General features: G+C 71.2%; 20 protein-coding genes. 15 read left to right on the forward strand and 5 right to left on the reverse strand.

Features of this window, described 5'->3' with window-relative positions; all coding sequences use genetic code 11:
• Nucleotides 1-50 precede the first annotated feature (50 nt).
• Nucleotides 51-1,556, reverse strand: coding sequence for a M20/M25/M40 family metallo-hydrolase (locus JLI01S_RS04205; protein ID WP_068260767.1), 1,506 nt, complete (start codon nt 1,554-1,556; stop codon nt 51-53).
• A 130-nt stretch (nt 1,557-1,686) separates the two neighbouring features.
• Between JLI01S_RS04205 and JLI01S_RS04210 the strand changes: the two genes are divergently transcribed.
• Genes JLI01S_RS04210 through htpX form a run of 11 tightly spaced genes read left to right on the forward strand, consistent with a single transcriptional unit; the run spans nt 1,687 to nt 11,154 of the window.
• Complete coding sequence (locus tag JLI01S_RS04210; RefSeq protein WP_068260487.1) at nt 1,687-2,043, forward strand: NADH-quinone oxidoreductase subunit A; 357 nt, start codon at nt 1,687-1,689, stop codon at nt 2,041-2,043.
• 13 nt (nt 2,044-2,056) lie between these two features.
• Nucleotides 2,057-2,638 (forward strand): NADH-quinone oxidoreductase subunit B, encoded by a 582-nt coding sequence (locus tag JLI01S_RS04215; RefSeq protein ID WP_068260490.1) that lies wholly within the window; start codon nt 2,057-2,059, stop codon nt 2,636-2,638.
• Nucleotide 2,639: 1 nt separating this feature from the next.
• Complete coding sequence (locus JLI01S_RS04220) at nt 2,640-3,170, forward strand: NADH-quinone oxidoreductase subunit C (protein WP_068260493.1); 531 nt, start codon at nt 2,640-2,642, stop codon at nt 3,168-3,170.
• Nucleotides 3,167-4,123: an NADH-quinone oxidoreductase subunit NuoH gene (gene nuoH / locus JLI01S_RS04225; RefSeq protein WP_068260495.1), complete on the forward strand. Its 957-nt coding sequence runs from the start codon at nt 3,167-3,169 to the stop codon at nt 4,121-4,123. Before JLI01S_RS04220 ends, nuoH begins: the two co-directional genes overlap by 4 nt.
• Nucleotides 4,120-4,653, forward strand: a complete 534-nt coding sequence (locus tag JLI01S_RS04230; RefSeq protein ID WP_068260498.1) for a 4Fe-4S binding protein — start codon at nt 4,120-4,122, stop codon at nt 4,651-4,653. The genes nuoH and JLI01S_RS04230 overlap by 4 nt, the downstream gene beginning before the upstream one ends.
• On the forward strand, nt 4,650-5,159 hold the full coding sequence (locus JLI01S_RS04235) for an NADH-quinone oxidoreductase subunit J family protein (protein ID WP_068260501.1): 510 nt from the start codon (nt 4,650-4,652) through the stop codon (nt 5,157-5,159). The genes JLI01S_RS04230 and JLI01S_RS04235 overlap by 4 nt, the downstream gene beginning before the upstream one ends.
• Nucleotides 5,156-5,455 carry an NADH-quinone oxidoreductase subunit NuoK gene (nuoK, locus tag JLI01S_RS04240; RefSeq protein ID WP_068260504.1) on the forward strand — a complete coding sequence of 100 codons (300 nt, stop codon included), beginning with the start codon at nt 5,156-5,158 and terminating at the stop codon, nt 5,453-5,455. Before JLI01S_RS04235 ends, nuoK begins: the two co-directional genes overlap by 4 nt.
• Nucleotides 5,455-7,299, forward strand: coding sequence for an NADH-quinone oxidoreductase subunit 5 family protein (locus JLI01S_RS04245; RefSeq protein WP_068260509.1), 1,845 nt, complete (start codon nt 5,455-5,457; stop codon nt 7,297-7,299). Before nuoK ends, JLI01S_RS04245 begins: the two co-directional genes overlap by 1 nt.
• Nucleotides 7,296-8,774 (forward strand): complex I subunit 4 family protein, encoded by a 1,479-nt coding sequence (locus tag JLI01S_RS04250; RefSeq protein ID WP_068260512.1) that lies wholly within the window; start codon nt 7,296-7,298, stop codon nt 8,772-8,774. Before JLI01S_RS04245 ends, JLI01S_RS04250 begins: the two co-directional genes overlap by 4 nt.
• Complete coding sequence (locus JLI01S_RS04255; RefSeq protein WP_068260515.1) at nt 8,771-10,279, forward strand: proton-conducting transporter transmembrane domain-containing protein; 1,509 nt, start codon at nt 8,771-8,773, stop codon at nt 10,277-10,279. The genes JLI01S_RS04250 and JLI01S_RS04255 overlap by 4 nt, the downstream gene beginning before the upstream one ends.
• A gap of 23 nt (nt 10,280-10,302) precedes the next feature.
• Nucleotides 10,303-11,154: a zinc metalloprotease HtpX gene (htpX, locus tag JLI01S_RS04260; protein WP_068260518.1), complete on the forward strand. Its 852-nt coding sequence runs from the start codon at nt 10,303-10,305 to the stop codon at nt 11,152-11,154.
• 19 nt (nt 11,155-11,173) lie between these two features.
• On the opposite strand, the gene JLI01S_RS04265 is transcribed toward htpX, so the two are convergent.
• The 3 genes from JLI01S_RS04265 to JLI01S_RS04275 form a co-directional block, all read right to left on the reverse strand.
• Nucleotides 11,174-11,650 (reverse strand): (2Fe-2S)-binding protein, encoded by a 477-nt coding sequence (locus JLI01S_RS04265; RefSeq protein ID WP_068260521.1) that lies wholly within the window; start codon nt 11,648-11,650, stop codon nt 11,174-11,176.
• A gap of 10 nt (nt 11,651-11,660) precedes the next feature.
• Nucleotides 11,661-13,985, reverse strand: coding sequence for a molybdopterin cofactor-binding domain-containing protein (locus JLI01S_RS04270; RefSeq protein WP_068260523.1), 2,325 nt, complete (start codon nt 13,983-13,985; stop codon nt 11,661-11,663).
• A 138-nt stretch (nt 13,986-14,123) separates the two neighbouring features.
• Nucleotides 14,124-15,371 (reverse strand): PucR family transcriptional regulator, encoded by a 1,248-nt coding sequence (locus JLI01S_RS04275; RefSeq protein ID WP_068260525.1) that lies wholly within the window; start codon nt 15,369-15,371, stop codon nt 14,124-14,126.
• A gap of 98 nt (nt 15,372-15,469) precedes the next feature.
• Here JLI01S_RS04275 and pepN point away from each other — a divergent pair, with 98 nt between their 5' ends.
• Nucleotides 15,470-17,947 (forward strand): aminopeptidase N, encoded by a 2,478-nt coding sequence (pepN, locus tag JLI01S_RS04280; RefSeq protein ID WP_245634520.1) that lies wholly within the window; start codon nt 15,470-15,472, stop codon nt 17,945-17,947.
• A gap of 18 nt (nt 17,948-17,965) precedes the next feature.
• On the opposite strand, the gene JLI01S_RS04285 is transcribed toward pepN, so the two are convergent.
• Nucleotides 17,966-18,961 (reverse strand): NADPH:quinone oxidoreductase family protein, encoded by a 996-nt coding sequence (locus JLI01S_RS04285; protein ID WP_157074822.1) that lies wholly within the window; start codon nt 18,959-18,961, stop codon nt 17,966-17,968.
• Nucleotides 18,962-19,026: 65 nt separating this feature from the next.
• On the opposite strand from JLI01S_RS04285, the gene JLI01S_RS04290 reads away from it, so the two are divergent.
• From JLI01S_RS04290 to JLI01S_RS04300, 3 genes are read left to right on the forward strand one after another with little or no spacing between them, the layout of a single operon-like run.
• Nucleotides 19,027-19,551, forward strand: a complete 525-nt coding sequence (locus tag JLI01S_RS04290; protein ID WP_068260772.1) for a methylated-DNA--[protein]-cysteine S-methyltransferase — start codon at nt 19,027-19,029, stop codon at nt 19,549-19,551.
• Nucleotides 19,523-20,029, forward strand: a complete 507-nt coding sequence (locus JLI01S_RS04295) for an RNA polymerase sigma factor (protein ID WP_157074823.1) — start codon at nt 19,523-19,525, stop codon at nt 20,027-20,029. Before JLI01S_RS04290 ends, JLI01S_RS04295 begins: the two co-directional genes overlap by 29 nt.
• Complete coding sequence (locus JLI01S_RS04300; RefSeq protein ID WP_068260534.1) at nt 20,026-20,619, forward strand: methylated-DNA--[protein]-cysteine S-methyltransferase; 594 nt, start codon at nt 20,026-20,028, stop codon at nt 20,617-20,619. The genes JLI01S_RS04295 and JLI01S_RS04300 overlap by 4 nt, the downstream gene beginning before the upstream one ends.
• Nucleotides 20,620-20,710: the final 91 nt, after the last annotated feature.

Consider the following 20,710-nt stretch of genomic DNA (forward strand, 5'->3'; position numbering starts at 1 on the left):
CCGGGTCGAAGGGGGGACATCCCCCCCTTCGACCCGGCGGGGTGGTGCGGTCAGGCCGCCTCGACGCCGTCGGGCAGGACGGTCGGGCCGGGCTTGCCCGACTTGCCACGGCTGGTCTTGCCGTTGATGTCCTGCGTCGACTGGGCGAGCGTGATCGTCGAGTGGGCGATGGCGTCGCTCATGATGTCGAGCGCCTCCATGTTGATGTTGGTGATGTCGTCAGCGGGGGTGTGGTAGTTCGGGTCGTAGATGATCCCGGCCTCGCCGCCGAACTTCTCGACCTCCTCGGGGGTCTTGGTCCCGTCGGCGCCGGTGAAGAGGCCCGATGCGGGGACACCCGCCGCGATGAAGGCCGAGTAGTCGCTCCGTCCGGAGAACTCCGTGTCGACCCAGGGCTGGTTGGTGCTGTCGAAGTAGTCGGTGAAGACCTTTTCGGTGGCGGCCGACCCCTCGGGGACCTCGACCGGAGCCTCGTAGGTCGACTCGTCCGCGTCGTACACACCGATGATGTGGTTGGGCGAGCCGATCATGTCGAAGTTGAGGTAGGTCGCGATGTCGTCCAGGGCGGCCGGGTCGTTGTCCTGCAGGTCGGCAACGTAGTGGTCGGAGCCGAGCAGGCCGAGCTCCTCCGCGCCCCAGAAGGCGAAGCGCACCTTGTTGTTGAGCTTGTTGACCTTGGCCAGCTGGACGGCCGTCTCGAGGATGCCGGCGCTCCCGGAGCCGTTGTCGTTGATGCCGGGGCCGTCGCCCACGCTGTCGAGGTGCGCGCCGAGCATGACGACGTTGTCGTCACGTCCGGCGTCGGTCTCGGCGATGATGTTGAAGGTCTGGCGCTCCTCCATCGTCTTGGTGAGGACGAGCTTCATCGTCACCGGGCCGGCGGCCATCTTGGCGAGCAGGGCCTGGCCCTCCTCCTGGGTGACACCGCTGGCGGGGGCGCTGTCGGGCTCGACGCCGCCGAGCGTGCCGTTGAGGGCGCCCGTCGTGTTGTTGTAGATGATGACGGCGTCGGCACCGGCGGCCTTGGCGGCGATCGCCTTCTCGCCGAAGGAGCACTCGCCGCGACTGACGAGCGCGATCTTGCCGGCGACGTCGGCGCCGGCGTAGTCACCGGTGGTGCAGCCGATGGCGGTCGTCGGGGCGGCCAGCTCGGCGGTGACGCCCTCGACGGGGGTGGGCTGGCTGTAGGACATCGGGATGCCGTCGACCGTGCGGGCCTCGGGGGAGACCTCGGTGAGGCTGGACTCGTGCACCTCCTCGTAGACGAAGGAGAAGTCCTGCCGCTGCGTCGTGTAGCCGGCGTCGCGCAGCGTCGCCTCGACGTACTGGGCGCTGGCCTCGTAGCCGGACGTGCCGGCGCCGCGGTTGCCGTCGTTGGCGTCCGCGATGGCCTGGAAGGCCTCGAGGTGTCCGTGGACGTTCTCGACCGTGACGGCCTGCGTCATCTTCTTCGAGTTGTTCGGGTTCTTCGCCTGGGCGGGACCGGTGGCGAGGGTGGTGATCGCCAGGGCCGCGGTGGCGGCTGCCGCGGTGGCGGCTGCGGTACGTGATCGCACGATGTCTTCCTCCGATGGGTCATCCACCGGGCCCCATTGCCCGGTCGATGGCACCTGAGAGTAGGGGTTTACCGGCAGGTCCGCAGCGCGAACCGCTCGACGAGGCCGACGCGCGGATAGGGTGCCGAGCGTGGATGGTTACCTCGTCGTCGCCGGCACGCTCGTCGTGGGCGTGCTCCTCGTCGTGGCCGCCTACACCGCGCGGCGCCTGATCGCGCCCGCGGCGCCGACCCGGGCCAAGCTGACGACCTATGAGTCGGGTGTCGATCCGGTCGGGCGCGACTGGGCGCAGACCCAGGTGCGCTACCTCGCCTACGCCTTCCTCTACGTCGTCTTCGCGGTCGACGCGGTCTACCTCTTCCCGTGGGCACTCGTGCTGCGCACGGACCTGGGGCTCGTGAGCCTGCTCGAGGTCGCGATCTTCATCGGCGTCGTCCTGCTCGGCCTCGTCCACGCCCTGCGCCGTGGCCTGCTGCGGTGGACCTGATGGACGGGGAGCGATGACCACCGACCTGCCGATGCCGCGTGTGGGGCCCGTGGGTGCACATGCCCCCCAGCCGATGAAGATCGTCCTCAACTGGGGTCGGCGCTACTCGCTGTGGGTCTTCAACTTCGGCCTCGCCTGCTGCGCCATCGAGTTCATCGCCGCGTCCATGGCCCGGCACGACTTCATCCGGCTCGGGGTCATCCCCTTCGCCCCCGGCCCGCGACAGGCGGACCTCATGGTCGTCTCGGGCACGGTCACGGACAAGATGGCACCGGCGATCCGGCGGCTCTACGACCAGATGCCCGAGCCCAAGTACGTCATCTCCTTCGGTGCCTGCTCCAACTCCGGTGGCCCCTACTGGGACAGCTACTCGGTGACCAAGGGGGTCGACCAGCTCGTCCCCGTCGACGTCTACGTCCCCGGGTGCCCGCCGCGCCCGGAAGCGCTCCTCCACGGGATCCTCACGCTGCAGGACCACATCGCCGCGGAGTCGATCTCGACCGAGACGCTGCGGGCGCGCTACGCCGGGCACCGGACCGCCGGCGCCGGTGAGGTGCGCCGCGGGCTCCTGCGGCGTCCGACGAAGGGGGAGTGACGTGACCCAGGAGGACCGCACCGTCTCCCCACCAGAATGGCTGCGCGCCGTGCGCGCCGCCCACGACGCCGGCTTCACCCACTTCGACTGGCTGAGCGCCGTCGACGAGAGCGACCGCGAGGACGCACCGGGCCTCGACATCGTCTGTCACCTGATCGACCCCGTCCCGACCCCGGAGCGGGACCAGCGCACGCTCCTGATGCGCACGCGGGTGCCCCTGGGGGAGAGCCTGCACAGCGTCACGGGCGTCTTCGCCGGAGCGGCCTGGCACGAGCGGGAGACCCACGAGATGTTCGGTCAGGACTTCACGGGGTTCGTCGACGGGACCGGGCTCGGGTTGCGTCCGCTCCTGCTGCCCGACGGCTTCGAGGGGACACCGCTGCGCAAGTCCTTCGTCCTCGCCGCCCGCGCCACCCGCCCCTGGCCCGGCGGCAAGGAGCCCGGCGAAGGGCACTCGACCAAGTCACCGAGCCGACGCCGCGTCGCGGCACCCGGCGTACCCGGCCCGGAGTGGGGGCCGCGGGAGCCATGAGCCTGCTCGAGATCTCCCTCCGCTCCCTCGCCGCGCTCGCGGCGGTGCTCGTGCTGCCGCTCGTCGCGGGGCAGGCCGAGCACAAGGTCATGGCGCACATGCAGGGCCGGCTCGGTCCGATGTACGCCGGTGGCTTCCACGGGTGGGCCCAGCTCGTCGCCGACGGGGTGAAGTTCGTGCAGAAGGAGGACATCACTCCCGCTGCGGCCGACCGCTCCGTCTTTCGCCTCGCCCCGGCCGTCGCGCTGATCCCGTACGTCATCGCCATCGCGCTGCTGCCGATCCACCCCGGCCTGGCCGCGGCGGAGGTGCCGGGCAGCGTGCTGCTCGTGCTGGCCGTCATCGGGGTGGGGGTGCTCGGCACGCTCATGGCCGGCTGGGCGAGCGCCAACAAGTACGCGCTCGTCGGCGGGATGCGTTCTGCCGCGCAGCTGCTCGCCTACGAGCTGCCGCTCGTGCTGTCCGTCGCCTCGGTCGCGATGGCGGCCGGCACGCTGTCCCTCGCCGGGGTCGTCGAGGCGTGGTCCCCGTGGTGGCTCGTGTGGCAGCTGCCCGGGGCGATCGTCTTCCTCATCGCGGCCACCGCCGAGCTGCAGCGGGTCCCCTTCGATGCGCCGATCGCCGACAGCGAGGTCGTCATGGGTCCCTGGACCGAGTACACGGGCCTGCGCTTCGCCTTCTTCATGCTTGCCGAGTACGCGGGCATGGTCGTCATGGGCCTGCTCTTCGGCATCCTCTGGCTCGGCGGCTGGCAGGGGCCCTTCGCCGACCAGCTCGGGTGGCTGTGGACCCTGGCCAAGGGGTCGCTGATCGTGCTGCTCATCATCTGGATCCGGGTCTCGTGGCCGCGGATGCGTGAGGACCAGCTGCAGCGTCTGGCCTGGACCGTCCTGGTGCCGCTGGCCCTCGCCCAGCTCGCGCTCACGGCGATCGGAGTGGTGGTGACGACATGAGCAAGGACTTCATCCCCGGCCTCGTCAAGGGCATGGCGACGACCGCGCGCCAGATGATGAGCCCGACCCACACGGCCGAGTACCCCGATGTCGCGCCGGAGCTGCCGGCCCGCTCCCGCGGAGTCATCGCCCTCGTCGAGAGCAACTGCACCTCGTGCATGCTCTGCGCCCGTGAGTGCCCCGACTGGTGCATCCACATCGACTCGCACAAGGAAGAGGTCCCGCCGACCAAGGAAGGCGGCCGTGCCCGCCAGCGCAATGTCCTCGACCGCTTCGCCATCGACTACTCGTTGTGCATGTACTGCGGCATCTGCGTCGAGGTCTGCCCCTTCGACGCGCTCTTCTGGAGCCCGCAGTTCGAGTACGCCGAGACCGACATCCGCGACCTCCTCCACGAGAAGGACCGTCTGGGCCAGTGGGTCGCCGACGTCCCCGCCCCACCGGAGCTCGACCCCGCGGCAGCGGAGGCGCCCGAGGTGACCGCGGCCAGCAAGCCGGCCCGGGCTGGACGCGCCGGAGGGCGTCGATGACGGGACTGGACCTCGCCTTCGCCACCACCGGCCTGATCACCGCGGCCGCCGCCGCGCTCGCCGTCACCACGCGCCACGTGGTGCACTCCGCGCTCTGGCTCGTCGTCACGCTGCTCGGTCTCGCCGGCTGCCATCTCGTCCTCGGTGCCGAGCTCGTCGCCCTCGTCCAGGTGCTCGTCTACGTCGGCGCCGTCGTCGTGCTCGTCATCGTCGCGCTCATGCTCACCCGGGCCCCCATCGGACCACGTGCCGAGCACACCACGGGCCCCGCCCACCGGGTGCTCGCCGCGTGCGTGGGAGCCGGCACGGGCGGGCTCGTCGCGGCCGTGCTCCTGCCGACCGCTGCGCGCACCCCACTGCGCCCCGGTGGGAGCGAGGAGCTGGCCCGGCAGATCTTTTCCACCTGGGTGTGGCCCTTCGAGCTGCTCTCGCTCCTGCTGCTCGCCGCACTCGTCGGCGCCTTCGCGGTCGCCGGGCTGACGACCTCGCAGGAGGGGACGCGATGATCCACACCGCCGGGCCCTACCTGCTGGCCAGCCTGCTCATCGGCCTCGGGCTCTATGGGATCCTCGCTCGCCGCAACGCGGTGCTGATGCTCATCGGTGCCGAGCTGGTCCTCGGTGGTGGCGGTCTGCTGCTCGTCACGGCCGGTGCGCTCGGTCGCGACCCGTCCTGGTCGGGGCAGGTGCTCACCCTCTTCGTCATCACCATCGCGGCCGCCGAGGTCGTCATCGCGCTGGCCGTCATCGTCGCCGCCTATCGCCGCCAGGGGCACATCGACCTCACGCAGGACGCCGGCTGATGGCCTGGGCGCTCCTTGCAGTGCCGTGCCTGACCGCGGCGCTCACCCTCGGTATCGCGCGCCGGGGCTCGCTCGCCGCCTTCGTCGCCGTGCTGGGCGGCACCGCCACCCTCGTCCTGTCTGTCGTCGCGCTGGCCGGCGCACCGGCGGGGGCGCGCGGAGCCCCCTTCGCCGAGGGGCTGGGGACCGGGCCGGGTGCCACGCTCGGAGGCATCGACCTGCCGCTCACGCTGGCGCTGTCGACGACCAGCGCCTTCCTGGCCCTGGTCGTCGTCCTCGTCACCGTCCTGGTGCAGACCTACTCGGCCTGGTACCTCGCCGATGACGACCGGCGCGGGGTCTTCCACGCGACGATCGCCCTCTTTGCCGCGGCCATGCTCCTCGTGGTCCTGTCGACCGATCTCATCCTCACGGTCGTCGGCTGGGAGGTCATGGGCTGGTGCTCGTACCTGCTCATCGGGCACTGGTCGCGCCGGGAGGCGCCGCGACGGGCGGGCCATGCCGCCTTCATCGTCACCCGGATCGCGGACATCGGACTGCTCCTGGGCGTCGCCGTGCTCATCGCCGGCGCCGGGACCACCGGTCGTGCCGAGGTCATCGCGCACTGGACCTCGGCCGTCGCCGAGCCGGCCACGCGCTCCACCGCCCTCGTGCTCATCGTCATCGGTGTCCTGGGCAAGTCCGCGCAGCTGCCCTTCCACCACTGGCTGCTCGAGGCCATGGAGGGCCCGACCCCGGCGTCCGCGCTCATCCACGCCGCGACCATGGTCGCCGCCGGGACCGTCGTGCTCACCCAGCTCCTGCCGTTGCTGCTGCGTGCCGACCCCGCACGTGCCCTGCTCGGGCTGTCCGTCGCCGCCACGATGGTGCTCGCCGCACTGTGTGCCCTCGTCGAGCCCGACCTCAAACGTCTGCTGGCCTGGTCGACGATCAGCCAGATCGGGGTCATGCTGGCGCCGCTCGCCGCGGCCGGCGCGGGCCCGACCGCCGGAGCAGCCCTCGGACACCTCTACGGCCACGCGATCTTCAAGGCGCTGCTCTTCCTCACCGTCGGCTGGCTCGCCGTGACCCGCGGGTCCACGGCCGCCTCCGCACTCGTCGGCAGCGGCCGCTCGCACCCGGTGGCCCTGGTGGCCTGGGGTGCCGGTCTGGTCTCCCTCGCCGGACTGCCCCTCGTCCTTGGCGGGCTGACCAAGGAGCACGTCATCGCTGCGGTCGGCGACGACATCGGAGCGCGTGGGCCGGTGGCGCACCTCGTCCTCGGGTCGCTGCTCGTCACCGCGGTGCTCACCGCTGCCTACGCCACCCGGGCCCTGCTCGTGGTCGTCCTCGGAGGGGACCATCGGGTGCGCTCGCGGGCAGTCATGCCGGTCGCGGTGAGCGGGATCCTCGTCGTGCTCGCCGTCGCCAGCATCATCGGTGGCCTGGCTCTCGGCGGACGGTTGCCGGACGCAGGCCACGTGCCGCTCGGTCTCTTCGCGCTCGTCCTCGCCCTCGTCCTGGTCGGCGTCGCGATCGGGTACGCCCTCCACCACACCAGGATCCAGGGCCGCCTCGTCGAGGGGCGCGTCGGTCGGGCCGTCGGAGCCGGTCTCGGGATCGGCGCCGTCCAGCAGGCCGTCGTCGTCCGGCCGTTCATCGCGCTGGCCCGCCTCGTGGCCTTCCTCGACCGTGAGGTCGTCGACACCTACGTCCGCGCCGCGGCATGGGGCGTGCTCGGGATCGGGGACGCCGGGACGGTGGCACACCGTCGCTCGCGCCCCGCGTCCGGCCTCGCTCTCCTCGGGGGCGGCCTGCTCGCGGTCGGGCTCGTCACGGCCGTCGTCCTCCTGGGGGCAACGTGATCGCCCTCGCCTGCGTCCTGCCGCTCCTCGTCGGGACGGTTCTGCTCGGTGGAGGCACCGAGCTGTCCGGCAGGACCGCCTCCCGTGCCGGCCTGGTCGGTGCCCTGGCCACCCTGGTCCTCGTCGTCATCGCCTGGAGCAGCCACGCAGTCGTCGACATCCCGTGGCTACCCACACTGGGACTGCGCATCCACCTGGGCCTCGACGGCATCAGCGGACCCCTCGCAGTCCTCGCCGCTGCCATCACCGCCGCGGCCACCCTGACCACCTGGGGGGAGCGCCCACGTGGCGGGAGCGAGGCGACCTTCGCCGGGTGCCTCCTGCTCACCCTCGCCGGAGCCATCGCGACCTTCGCCGCTCGTGACGCCCTGCTCTTCGTCGTGGCCTTCGAGCTCGTGCTCATCCCGATGTGGGTGCTCATCACCCGCTTCGGCGACGACCGCGACCCCGAGGCGCGTCGGGAGGCCGGCGCCCGCTTCGTCCTCTACACCGGCTTCGGCTCGACCTTGATGCTCCTCGGGGTGCTGCTGCTCGTCACCCGCGCCGGGACGGCGGACCTCGGCGCGCTGGCGACGGCTCGGGGGGAGGGGCTCGGCACCGGGGTCCAGGTGACCATCGCCGTCCTGCTCACCCTCGGTCTCGCGGTCAAGGTGCCCGTGTGGCCGCTGCATTCCTGGCTGCCGCTCGCCCACACCACTGCGCCCACCGCTGGTTCGATGCTCCTGGCGGCAGTCCTGCTCAAGATGGGCACCTACGGTCTCGTGCGCCTGCCCCTGGCGACCGTGCCCGACGGCTTCGCCCAGATCGCGCCCGTGCTCGCCGTCTGCGGCAGCATCGGCATCATCTGGGGCGGGCTCGTCTGCCTCGTCGAGCGCGACCTCAAGCGCCTGATCGCCTGGTCGTCCATCGCCCACATGGGCTTCATCGCGCTGGCCCTGGCCACCGGGTCGGACACCGGGGTCGCGGCCGCTCTCTACGCCAACATCGCCCACGGCGTCATCTCCGCGCTTCTCTTCCTCGTCGTCGGCGGCCTGAAGCACCAGTGGGGCGACGACGACCTCACGACACCGAGGGCCGCACTGCGCGAGGTGGCCCCGCGCACCGGGCTCCTCCTGCTCGTCGGCCTCGCCGCCGGCCTGGGCCTCCCGGGGCTCGCCGGCTTCTGGGGCGAGTTCACCGCCATCATCGCCGCGCTCTCCCCTGCGCAGGGCCGACCCGAGACGCTCTTCGTCGCCTGTGCCGTCGTCGCGGCCGTCGGGGCTGCACTCGCTGCGGGGTACTCGCTGCGCGTGGCCCGGCTCGTCTGGCTGGGCGAAGGGCACAACGGTGGCGAGGATGCGCCGTCCCCAGAGCTGGCCCGCGTCGACCTCCTCGCAGGTGGCCTCCTCGCGCTCGCCGTCCTCGTGCTCGGGGTCGTGCCCGGGCTGCTCCTCGCCGTCACCGACCCCGCCCTGGTGGGAGTGGTGACCCGATGAGTGCACCCACGATCGATCTCCTCGTCGCAGCACCCGTCCTCGCCCCCGCGATCGGTGCGGTCGCGGCCCTGGCCGTCGACGCCATCGCGCCGCGACGACGGCTGCCCGCACCCGCAGTCGGTGCCGTGGCCCTCCTGGCCGCGGTGGTGTGCGCCGTCCTGCTGCGTGTGCGTGCGCACGGCGGCGGTGAGGTCTCCACGCTGTGCCTGACGGGGGACCCGGCCATGGCCGTCACCGACGCGCCCGGGATGGTCGCCAGCGACTGCCTCCTGCGCGTCACCGCGTCCGGTGCACTGCTCCAGGCGCTGGCTGCAGCCGCCGGCGCGGCCGTCCTCGTCCTCCTCGCCCGGCGTCGCGGCAGCCCGTCCGAGAGCCCAGCAGGCCCGGGTGGCCGACCGGTCGCCGACCCCGGCGTCGAGGTCGCCCTGCTCCTCGCCACCGTCACCGGGGCCGCGGCCGTCGCCGTGGCCCACGACCTCGGGACCTGGCTCGTCGGGCTGGAGCTCGCGACCCTGCCCGTCGTGGCGCTCGCCGTGATGCGCGGTGGTGCCCGCGACAGTGGTGCGCTCAACCTGATCACCACCTCCATCACCTCCTTCGCGATCGCCGTCGTCGGTGCCGGGCTCTGGATGAGCGCCACCGGCAGCATGCGTCTGGGAGGCGTCGCGTCATGGGCCGCTGGACAGGAGAGCGCTCTGCGGGCCGTCCTGACGCTCGGGATCGTCATGCTCGTCGCGGCGGTCGCCTTCAAGCTCTCACTCGTCCCCTTCCACGCCTGGGCGCCGACGACCTACCCGCGGGCCGGCGCCGAGGTGGCCATGCTCCTGGCGAGCGTGTCGACCGTGGCAGCGCTCGGCGGCATGGTCGCCGTCGTGCGCGGGTCGGTGAGCGTGCACGCTGCGGTGCAGCCTGCCCTCTCGGTCCTGGCCGTGGTCTCCATGCTCATCGGTGCCGTCCTCGCGCTGCGGGCGAGGGACCCCCTTCGGCTGATCGCCTGGTCCGGTGTCACCCAAGGTGGCTGGGTGGTCGCGCCGCTCGTCGCCGGTGACGTCGATGCCGCCGTCGGGTACCTCGCCGTCTACGTCGTCGCGGTCGTCGCTGCCCTCTCCGTCGTGGCGTCGCTGTCGACCGACGGACCTCGCCTGCTCGAGGACGATCGGGGACTGCTGCGGCGTCACCCCCTCCACGCGGCCGTCCTCGGCCTGGCCCTGCTGACCTTTGCCGGGCTGCCCCCGGGTGTCGCTGGTCTGCTCGCCAAGTTCGTCGTCCTGCGGCCGCTCGTGGACCAGGGCCTCTGGTGGGTCGTCCTGGCGGCTGTCGTCGCGGTCGTCATCGGCTTCGCTGCCTATCTGCGCTGGGTGGCCCTGCTGCTCCTGCCCGCCGACGACCAGCGGGCGCCGGAGGACGTCGACCCGACCGCCACCCGACTGGCGGTCGTGGCCGGCCTCGTCCTGCTCGCCGCGACGCTCGTGCCCGTGATCCTGCTCGGCACGGGAACGACCTGAGTCCTCCCGGCGTTGGACGAGGCATGCACAACCACTTCAACGGGCTGAAGACCGCGGCGCTCTTCGGAGCGATCTTCACATTGCTGCTCCTCGTCGGTTACGCCCTCGGCGGCAGCATGTTCATGTGGATCTTCGGTCTCTTCGGCGTCGGCATGACCGCGTACACCTACTGGAACTCCGACAAGCTGGCGATCAAGGCGATGCGCGCCGTGCCGGCCGACCCGCAGCAGTTCCCGCAGATGTACCGGATCGTGCAGGAGCTGAGCCAGCGCGCACACCAGCCGATGCCCAAGCTCTTCGTCTCGCCGACGGCGGCGCCCAATGCCTTTGCCACCGGGCGCAATCCGGAGCACGCTGCAGTGTGCTGCACCGAGGGCATCCTGCAGCTCCTCGACGAGCGGGAGCTGCGCGGCGTGCTCGGGCACGAGCTCATGCACGTCTACAACCGGGACATCCTCACTGGGTCCGTCGCAGGCGCGATCGCCGGCATCATCTCGTCGGTGGCCTCGATCGGCCTGTGGTTCGGCGGCCGTGACCGCAATCCCATCGCCGCCATCGCAGTGGCGCTCCTGGCCCCCGTCGCCGCGATGGTCATCCAGATGGCGATCTCGCGCACCCGGGAGTACGACGCGGACGAGGACGGGGCCTCGCTCACCGGTGACCCGCTGGCCCTCGCCTCGGCGCTGCGCAAGCTCGAGACAGGTGTGCAGAACGCGCCGCTCGAGCCCACGCCGGAGCTGCAGAACGCCAGCCACATGATGATCGCGAACCCCTTCAGGGCGCGCGATGTCTCCACGTTCTTTTCCACCCACCCACCGATGGCCGAGCGCATTGCCCGCCTCGAGGGGATGGCCGGAGGCCCGCGCCTGCACTGAGGCCGGCGCGGGCCCGTCGTCACATGTGCTGCTCGCCCGTGCGGATCGCCTGCCGGATGCGCGGATAGGTCCCGCACCGGCAGAGGTTGCGGATGCCGTCGAGGTCGGACTCGGCGATGGCCCGTCCCTCCGCCTTGACCTTGTTGACCAGGGCGACCGCCGCCATGATCTGGCCGGGCTGGCAGTAGCCGCACTGGGCGACGTCATGCTCGATCCAGGCCTCCTGCATCGGGTGCAGGTCGCCGTCGGCCGTGTCGGCCAGACCCTCGATGGTGGTGATCTCGTCATCGGGAGACAGCTCGCTCACCGGCACGGAGCAGGGGTTGAAGGCCTTGCCGTTGATGTGCGACGTGCAGGCCTTGCAGACATTGATCCCGCACCCGTACTTGGGGCCGGTGACGCCGAGGACGTCGCGCAGCACCCAGAGGATGCGCACGCCGGGCTCGACGTCGACGGTGACCTTTTCGCCATTGAGGACAAAGGTGTGACTGGGCATGGCGTGCTCCTCAGTAGGTGTGGTCGAGGCCGTCGGTCGGCGACTGGACCACCGACGGGGTGAAGGGCTTGGGCTCGAAGGCGAGCTCGTCGGCGTGGTTGATGGGGAACTCCTTGGGCATCGTGCCCGTGGCCCGCGCGTAGGCGCAGGCGATGGCGGCGAAGCTCGCGGCGACACCGGCCTCACCGGCGCCACCGGGCTGACCGGAGGTCGAGGGCATGATCTCGACGGTGATCTCCGGGGGGACATTCCACTGGCGGGTGTAGAAGTAGTTGTCCCAGCTGGCCTCGAGGAAGTGCCCCTCCTCGAAGTGGCAGCTCGAGGTCAGGGCGAGCGCGATGCCGTCCATGACCCCACCGAGCATCTGCGCCTCCAGCCCCGTGGGGTTGATGACCAGGCCGGCGTCGACGGCGAAGAAGGCCTTGGTCACGCGCGGCCCGGTCACGCCGTTGCGCACGTTGCGACCCACAGTCTCGGGGCGGGCGTCGATCTCCACGAGGCAGGCGGTGACGCCCTTGTACTCCTTGTGGATCGCCACCCCCTGCGCCACACCGCGGGGGAGCGAGCGTCCCCAGTCGCCCATCTCGGCGACCTTGTCGAGCGCGTCCCGAGCCGCCGTGCTGCGGAGGAACTTGCGGCGGAAGGCGACCGGGTCCTTGCGCATCTTGCGGGCGAGCTCGTCGACGACCAGCTCGTTGGCGGTGCGCACGTCGGGTGAGTAGATGTTGCGCATGCTGCCGGTGTTGAAGCGGTCGTCGGTCTCGCTGAGCAGCTGGGTGACGACCCCGAAGTTGTACGGGACCTCTTGGGTCAGCGTGAAGATCGTCTGGGCGAAGGTGAGGTTGCCCGCCACCGGCAGCTTCGCGGCCTGGGAGGTGATGATCTCGCCCAAGCCGTGACCGAAGTCGGTCTGGACGCTGGTGTGCCGCTGCTCGAAGGTGAGCACCTCGCCGAGCAGGTGGGTGGCGCGCACGCGTGAGGTGGCCATGGGGTGCAGGCGCCCCTGGCGGGGCTCGTCGACCCGGTGCCACATGAGGCGGACCGGCTTGCCCATGGCCTTGGAGATCCGGGCGGCCTCCAGCGCGGCGTCGTGGAAGAGCTTGCGGCCGAAGGAGCCACCGCCCTGGGTCACGTGCACGGTGACCTTGGGGATGGGCAGCCCGAGCTCGAGCGCGATCTCCTCCTGGGCGACGACCGGGGACTTCATCGAGCCCCAGATCTCGGCAGTGCCGGAGCGCACGTCAGCGATGGCGCAGTTGGGCTCGAGGGAGGAGTTGCTGCGGAAGCGGAAGGTGAACTCGGCGTCGACCTGCTGGGTCAGCAGCGGCACCTTGGGCACGACCATGGGCAGCTCGGCCTTCTTGACCTTGGCCAGGATCGTCGCGTCGGACTCGCCGGCGAGCGTGCCCCCTGCCCACTCGATGTCCATCTCGCGGATGGCGTCGATGCACTGGCCGAAGGTCCTGGCCCGCACCGCGATGCCGGTCGGGATCTTGGCGACGTGGGTGACCCCTGGCAGGTCGAGCACCGCGGCCTCGTTCTTCAGCCGGACCGGCGTGCCGTTGTGGGTCGGCGGACGAGCGACCATCGTCGGCAGCGCGTCGGGCATGTCGAGGTCCATGGCGAACTTCTTCTTGCCCGTCACGGCATCGAGCGCGTCGGTGCGGCCCCGCGGGGTGCCGATGACGGTGTGCTCCGAGCGGGTCTTGAGGGTGACCTGCGCACGGACGGTGTCGGCGACGGAGGCCTTGGCGGCGAGCTCGCCGTAGGTGACGCTCTGGCCGGTGGGCCCGGTGATGACGCCGGCCTTGGCGACCAAGGCGTCCACGGTGTCGCCGAGCACGGTGGACGCCGCCTTGAGCAGCTGCTGCTTGGCCAGGGCGGCCGCCACCCGGATCGGGGTGTAGGTCGAGATCGTCGTGTTGGAGCCGCCGGTCAGCTGGTTGAACATCAGCTCCGGGCGGGCCTTGGCGAGGGTGACATCGATCTTGTCGAAGGGCAGGTCGAGCTCCTCGGCGATGATCATCGTCGTCGAGGTGACGATCCCCTGCCCGACCTCGGCCCGGGGGAGGGCGAAGGAGGCGCGGCCGTCGGTGCCGATCTTGACCGTGATGAGGTTGGCGGTGGGCGCTGCGGCCAGGGTGAGCAGGTCGTTGAGGTCGAGGATCTCCGCCGGACCGGGCACCGTCGGGATGACTGCCTCGGCCGTCTCGGTACCCACAGTCATCTCGGCGCCCGTCGCGAGGGTGGCCCCGGCGATGACGTAGCCCATGAAGGTCCGTCGGCTCAGACCAGAGCGGGAGTCGAGGTGCTCGGTGTGGTGCGTGTCGGTCATCGTCAGCTCCGGGGTCGACGGCGTTGTCAGGACACGTACATTCGACCGTCCGGCGGACCACTCTCGCAATGCGAGTTTGCCCACGCTCGCGTGCGCGCGGTTGTGCAGCACGCACAGAGGGCGTGTCGGTCGGGTCGGTCAGCTCAAGCCGGCCGCGTAGGCCTGCAGCGCAAGTGCCAGACCTGTCGGCGGTGGTCCGTCCAGCAGGTGCTGCCGGGTGATCGCCGAGACCCGGACCAGTCGGTTGAGGACGGTGTTGCGGTGGCACGGGATCACTGTGGCGGCACGGCTGGTCGAGCCGCCGGCGGCCACCCACGCATAGAGCGTGTCGAGCAGCTCCGCGCACTCGGCCTCGGGCAGGGCGAGGAGGGGGCCGAGCCAGTGGTCGACGAGCTGCCGGGAGATGTGGGGAGAGCTGAGGAGCAGGGCCGGGACGAGCCGGTCGTCATGCGATCGCAGGCCCGTCCCACGGTCGAGACCGGCCGCCGCCATCCGTGCCTGCTCGAAGGCCTCGTCCACCTCGGCCAGCCCGCCGCAGCGCCCCGACACGCCGCCACACAGTCCGGTGCTCTCTGCCACGTCGACGAGCGCGGCGACCACCCGATGGTGGCTGGCCTCGTCGGGGAGGGCGAGGATGCCGACGACGTCACCATCGGCACGGGTCTGCCATGCGGTGAGGAGGTGGTGCTCCGTGACGACGTCAACCAGGACGTCAGCAGCGTCCTCGGGAGTCGTGCGGCGCAGCAGCACGAGCAGGAGGGGTGCGTGGGCCGGTAGGTCCATCGACCGTGAGGCCTCCTGCGCGAAGGCCTCCTCCCGTGCCCGACCGCTGAGCAGGCCCTCCCACAACGCCGCCATCCGCTGGGTGTCGGCGCGCAGCAGATGTTGCTCGGTGTGTCGATAGGCGCGGGCGACCTCCGCGGACGACGTGTCGACGCTGGACCACAACCAGACGCCGAGGTTGAGGAAGCTCTCCGGGTCGAGCGGGGGATCGGCCTGAGCGACGAGGTCTTCCCAGATGAGCCGGCCGCCGATCCGGTAGGACCGCAGGACGTCGTCGAGCGGCAACCCCTGCTCGGCGCGGCGTCCGCCGGTCGCACGGGCCGCGTCGAGGAGCACGTCGAGGTCATCGACCGAGGAGAGGCTTCCATCGGGCTGCACGGACAGCACGAGCATCTCGAGCACACGCTCGACATTGTCGTAGCAGGACCGCCAGAGGTCCTCGTCGGGCACGACTCCGGTCGCGTCGTAGGCGTTGTTCTCCCGAGCGATCGAGGCGACGAGTCGTTGCGTGATCGGCTCCACCCGCTGGGCGCGGGCGCGCACGAGCAGGAGGGCCAGCAGCCCGGGCTCGCGCACGGGCGGGTCGCTCGGTCCTGCGCTCATGCCGCCTCCATCCTGCGCGTCGTCTTCGTCGCAGCCAGTCAGTCTAGGGCCACGACCGGCCCAGTCCCGTCGCTCTCCTGCGGACTGACGGTGACAGGATGACGGTTGTGTCCTCCCTCACCCGTGACGAAGCCATTGCCCGCGCCGACCTGCTGTCCGTGACCCGGATGGATGTCGAGCTCGACCTCGACCGTGGACGCGAGACCTTCCACTCCCTGACCCGTATCCACATGACCGCGACGGCAGACGGCGACACCTTCGTCGACGTCAAGCCGAGCGAGCTGCACCGAGCGAGCCTCGACGGCGTCGACCTCGACGTGGCCCTCCTGGCCGAAGGGAGGTTGCCGCTGTCCGTGACCGCCGGCGAGCACGTCGTCGAGGTCGAGGCGACGATGGCCTACAGCCATGACGGCGAGGGGCTGCACCGCGCGACGGACCCGGCGGACGGCGAGGACTACGTCTTCAGCCACCTCTTCCTCGATGCCGCACCGGCGGTCTTCGCCTGCATCGACCAGCCGGACGTCAAGGCCCCGTACGCCTTCAGCGTCAAGGCACCTGCCGACTGGCAGGTCATCGGCAACGGCTCGGGCGCCATCGGTGACGGGGCTGTGTGGCACCTGGCCGAGACCAAGCCGCTCTCGACCTACTTCGTCGCGCTGTGTGCCGGCCCCTACGTATCCGTGACCGACGAGCACGACGGGATCAAGCTCGGCATGTGGGCCCGGCGCTCGATCGTCGACCAGCTGCAGGAGCACGCGCCCGAGATGCTCGAGGTGACCAAGCGCAGCTTCGACTACTTCCACTCGATCTTCGGCATCCGGTACCCCTTCGACGACTACGACCAGGTCTTCGTCCCCGAGTTCAACGCCGGTGCGATGGAAAACCCGGGATGCGTCGTCCTCCGCGACTCCTACCTCTTCCGCGGGGCCGTCGGTCGCGACGAGCTACTCACCCGGGCCAACACGATCAGCCACGAGATGGCCCACATGTGGTTCGGCGACCTCGTCAGCCCGCAGTGGTGGGATGACCTGTGGCTCAACGAGTCCTTCGCCGAGTACATGGCCCACCGGTGTCTCGTCGAGGCCACGGAGTACACCGAGGCCTGGGTCGACTCGACGATGTCGCGCAAGTCCTGGGGATATGGCGCCGAGCGGGCGCCGTCCACCCACCCCGTCGCCGGGTCGCCCGCACCGGACGCCAAGTCGGCGCTGGCCAACTTCGACGGCATCTCCTACGCCAAGGGCGCCGCGGTCATCCGCCAGCTCATCGAGTTCATCGGTGACGAGGCCTTCCTCGCCGGTATCCGTCAGTACCTGGGCGACCACTCCTTCGGCAACGGCACGCTGGCCGACTTCCTCGGCGCGATGGAGAGTGCCAGCGGCATGGAGCTGGCGGACTGGAGCCAGGCCTGGCTGCTCACCGCCGGGGTCGACACCATCGCGGTCGATCGGGCCGGGAGCGTGACCCGTCAGGCGCCTGCTGACTACCCCGCCGACCGGCCGCACGCCTTCGACATCGCGACCTACACCGACGGTGTGGAGACCTCGCGCAGCGCGCTCACCCTCGCCACCGACCGCGAGCAGGTGGAGGGGCTTGACCTCGACGCGGCCCTCGTCCTGCCCAACGCGGGGGACCTCACCTGGGCCACCCCACTCCTCGACGGGCCCTCCTTGGCGGCGCTGCCCACCGAGCTGGCGCGCCTGACCGATGCGCAGGCCCGGGCCGTGATCTGGGTCGGTCTGCGTGACGGCGTCGCCCTCGCCCACGTCGACCCGCGGCTCCTCGTCGACCTCGGCGAGGCGGCTCTGCCGACCGAGACCAATGACTCGATCTTCTCGCGGGCGGGCATGCACCTGACCGGCCGCGTCATCCGGGTGCTCCTGGCCGAGCGCGAGCAGGACGCCGCGCGGGCCCGCATGGCGGGCGTCGGCGAGCAGGTCCTCGCGAGCGCCGAGCCGGGCTCCTCCATGGCGCTGCACGCAGCTCGCCTCATCGCCCGCACGACCGATGACGTCGACGGCCGGCTCCTCCCGTGGTCGCAGGGGCGCGACCTGCCGGCGGGCCTGGAGGGCGACGCCGACTTCCGCTGGATCCTCCTGGGGCAGCTGACCCGGCGCGGGCTCATCGGTGCCGCCGAGATCGACGAGGCCCTCGCCCGGGACCAGACGATGAGTGGCCAGCTCGGTGCACTCACCGCGCGGGCCGCGATCCCGACCGCAGAGGCCAAGGCCGCTGCGTGGGCGGACCTGACGACCAACCGTGAGCGAAGCAACTACGAGCTCATCGCGATCGCTGCCGGCTTCTGGGGGCCGCAGGACCTCTCGCTCGTCGAGCCCTATGTCGCGCGCTACTTCACCGACATCCCGCCGATGACGGCGTGGCTCGGCGAGGACGCCCTCTCACGGGTGGCGTCGATGAGCTATCCCTCGCGCTTCGTCAGCGAGGGGACGCTCGCTCTCTCGCGCGCTGCGCTCGCCGGAGACCTTCAGCAGGGTGTGCGGCGCTCGATGGTCGACCAGCAGTCCGAGCTCGAGGAGGCACTGGCCTCCCGCCGGGCCTACCCGCCGGCCGGCTGACCCCTCGCTCGCATCTGCCTAAGCAGATGCGGTGACGACGATCCGGCCCGTGCTCGACCCGCTCGCGAGGCGGGCGAGCGCGGCCGGGGTCTCCTCGAAGGGGTAGGTCTCCGCGACGAGGGGCGCGACCTGCCCGGCGTCAGCGAGGCGGACCAGCTCGGCGTGGGCTGCGACGACCGAGGCCGGGTCGTGCTGCTGGTACAGGCCCCAGTGCAGACCGAGGATCGAGTAGTTCTTGACCATCGCGTGGTTGAGCCGCGGCTCGGGGACGCGGCCGCTGGCGAAGCCGACGACGATGATCCGTCCCTCGAAGGCGATGCACTTGGTGCTCGCCGCGTACGACGGTCCGCCCACCGGGTCGTAGACGACATCGGCGCCGTGGCCGCCGGTGACCTCCTTGACGACTCCGATGACGTCCTGCTCGCGCCGGTCGATGACGACATCGCAACCGAGCCCACGCGCGATGTCGACCTTGTCGGCACCACCCACGACGCCGATGACGTGCGCTCCCGCGGCCTTGCCGAGCTGGACGGCAGCCGACCCCACGCCACCGGAAGCGGCGTGGACGAGGAGGTGCTCCCCTTCGCGCAGTGCGGCTCGTCGGTGCAGTCCGAACCACCCGGTCTGGTAGCTGATCATCAGCGCGGCGCACGCGGCGTCGTCAAGGCCCGCGGGTGCGGGGAAGGTGCTGGCCCCGTCCATGAGGCACTCGCTCGCGTAGCCTCCGTGCGGCACCGTGGTCCCGCCGAGGACCCGGTCCCCGACAGCCACGTGGGTGACCTCGGCGCCGACCTCGAGGACGTCACCGCAGACCTCCAGCCCGGGGACGAAGGGGGGTTCCGGCCGGACCTGGTACTCGCCGCGGCACATGAGGGTGTCGGCGAAGTTGACCCCGGTCGCGCGCACCCGCACCCGCACCTGACCGGGGCCGGGACGCGGCGCCTTGGTGTCGACGAGGGTGAGGACGTCGGCGGCATCGCCGAGCTGCTGGACCTGCCATGCACGGATGCTCATGGGTCGCGAGACTATCGACCTCACACATCCGGGTCGCGGTGCGTCCATGGGACATGATCGACATCATGACGACCCGCCACGCCCTGCTCCCGACCCGGCTCGGTGAGCTCGTGGCCGTGCTCGACGAGGCGCAGTCGGGCGACGGCAGCGTCCTGGTCGGCCTGTACTTCCCCGGCCACTGGACCCTCCCCGACGGGGCCGAGCACGGGCCCGAGGTCGAGGTCACGGCCGAGCCGGTCCTCGTCGCGCTGGCGCAGCAGCTCCGGGAGTACCTCGACGGGACGAGGACGGACTTCGACATCCCCTACGAGCTGCGCGGGGGCGAGCACCACCGGCGCATCTGGGAGGTGCTCGAGCGGATCCCGTACGGGCAGACGGTCAGCTACGGCGACCTCGCGCGCGAGACCGGGGGCGCGGCCCAGGCCGTGGGTCGGGCGGTCGGGGCCAACCCGGTGTCGATCATCGTCCCGTGCCACCGCGTGATCGGGGCCGACGGGTCGATCACGGGCTACGCCGGTGGGCTCGACCGCAAGCGTGCGTTGCTGTCGCTGGAGGAGCCGGATGCCGAGGACCGCGGTGCCCTCTTCTGAGGAGTCCCGCGTGAGCCTGCCTCCCTTCGAGCAGGTCGTGCAGGAGCACGGCCCGCGGGTGCTGTCCGTCTGCCGGGCGATGGTCGACGCAGCGGACGTCGACGACGCGTGGAGCGAGACCTTCCTCGCCGCGCTGTCGGCCTGGCCGGACCTGCCGACGGACCTCGACGTGACGGCCTGGCTGGTGACCGTGGCTCGCCGCAAGTGCATCGACATCCATCGGTTGCGGGCCCGTCGGCGCACCGACCCGGTCGCCGACCTGCCGGAGGTGGTGGCGCAGGGAGCCGAGAGCGACGACGAAGGGGTGTGGCGTCACGTCGCCGCACTGCCGGGCAAACAGCGTCAGGTCATCACCTACCGATATCTGGGCGGGCTGTCCTATGCGCAGATCATCGACCTCGTCGGTGGCACCGAGGCAGCCGCCCGTCGAGCGGCCAGTGATGGGTTGAAGTCCCTGCGAGAGAAGGAGATCCGATGACCACTGAGACTGGTGAACTCGCGCGCCTGCGTGCTGGCCTGGCCGCCCGTGCCGACGATGCCGGGCTGCTGGACATCGCCTACCGCGTCGTCGACTCGCCGCTCGGCGCACTTCTCCTCGCCGCGACCGAGCGGGGCGTCCTGCGGGTGGCCTTCGCCAGCGAAGGCCACGATGCCGTCCTGGCCGACCTCGCTGATCGGGTCAGCCCGAGGGTGTTGAGTGCGCCGCGTCGGCTGGACGAGGCCGCTCGCGAGCTCGACGAGTACTTCGCCGGACACCTCCGGGAGATCACGGTCCCGATCGACCTGCGCCTGCTCACCGGATACCGGCGCGAGGTCGTCACCGCCCTGCCGCGGATCGCTTACGGGGACACCGCGTCCTATGCCGAGCTGGCGGCCCTCACCGGCCGACCGCGGGCGGTTCGGGCCGTGGGCAGCGCCTGCGCCAACAACCCCGTGCCCCTCCTCCTGCCCTGCCACCGGGTCGTGCGCAGCGACGGGGGAGCCGGGGGCTATCTCGGAGGCCTCGACGCCAAGCGGACCCTGCTGCGACTCGAAGGGACAGAGGCGGGACGTACGGTCGGTCCATGACCAGCGATCCTCAGGTCCGACCGGGCTCGATGGGCTGTCCGGCGCGCGTCGGTACACCGGGCTCCTTGTGGTCCGTCATCCCCGAGACCCC

This window comes from Janibacter limosus NBRC 16128, from assembly GCF_001570985.1.
GTDB lineage: Bacteria > Actinomycetota > Actinomycetes > Actinomycetales > Dermatophilaceae > Janibacter > Janibacter limosus.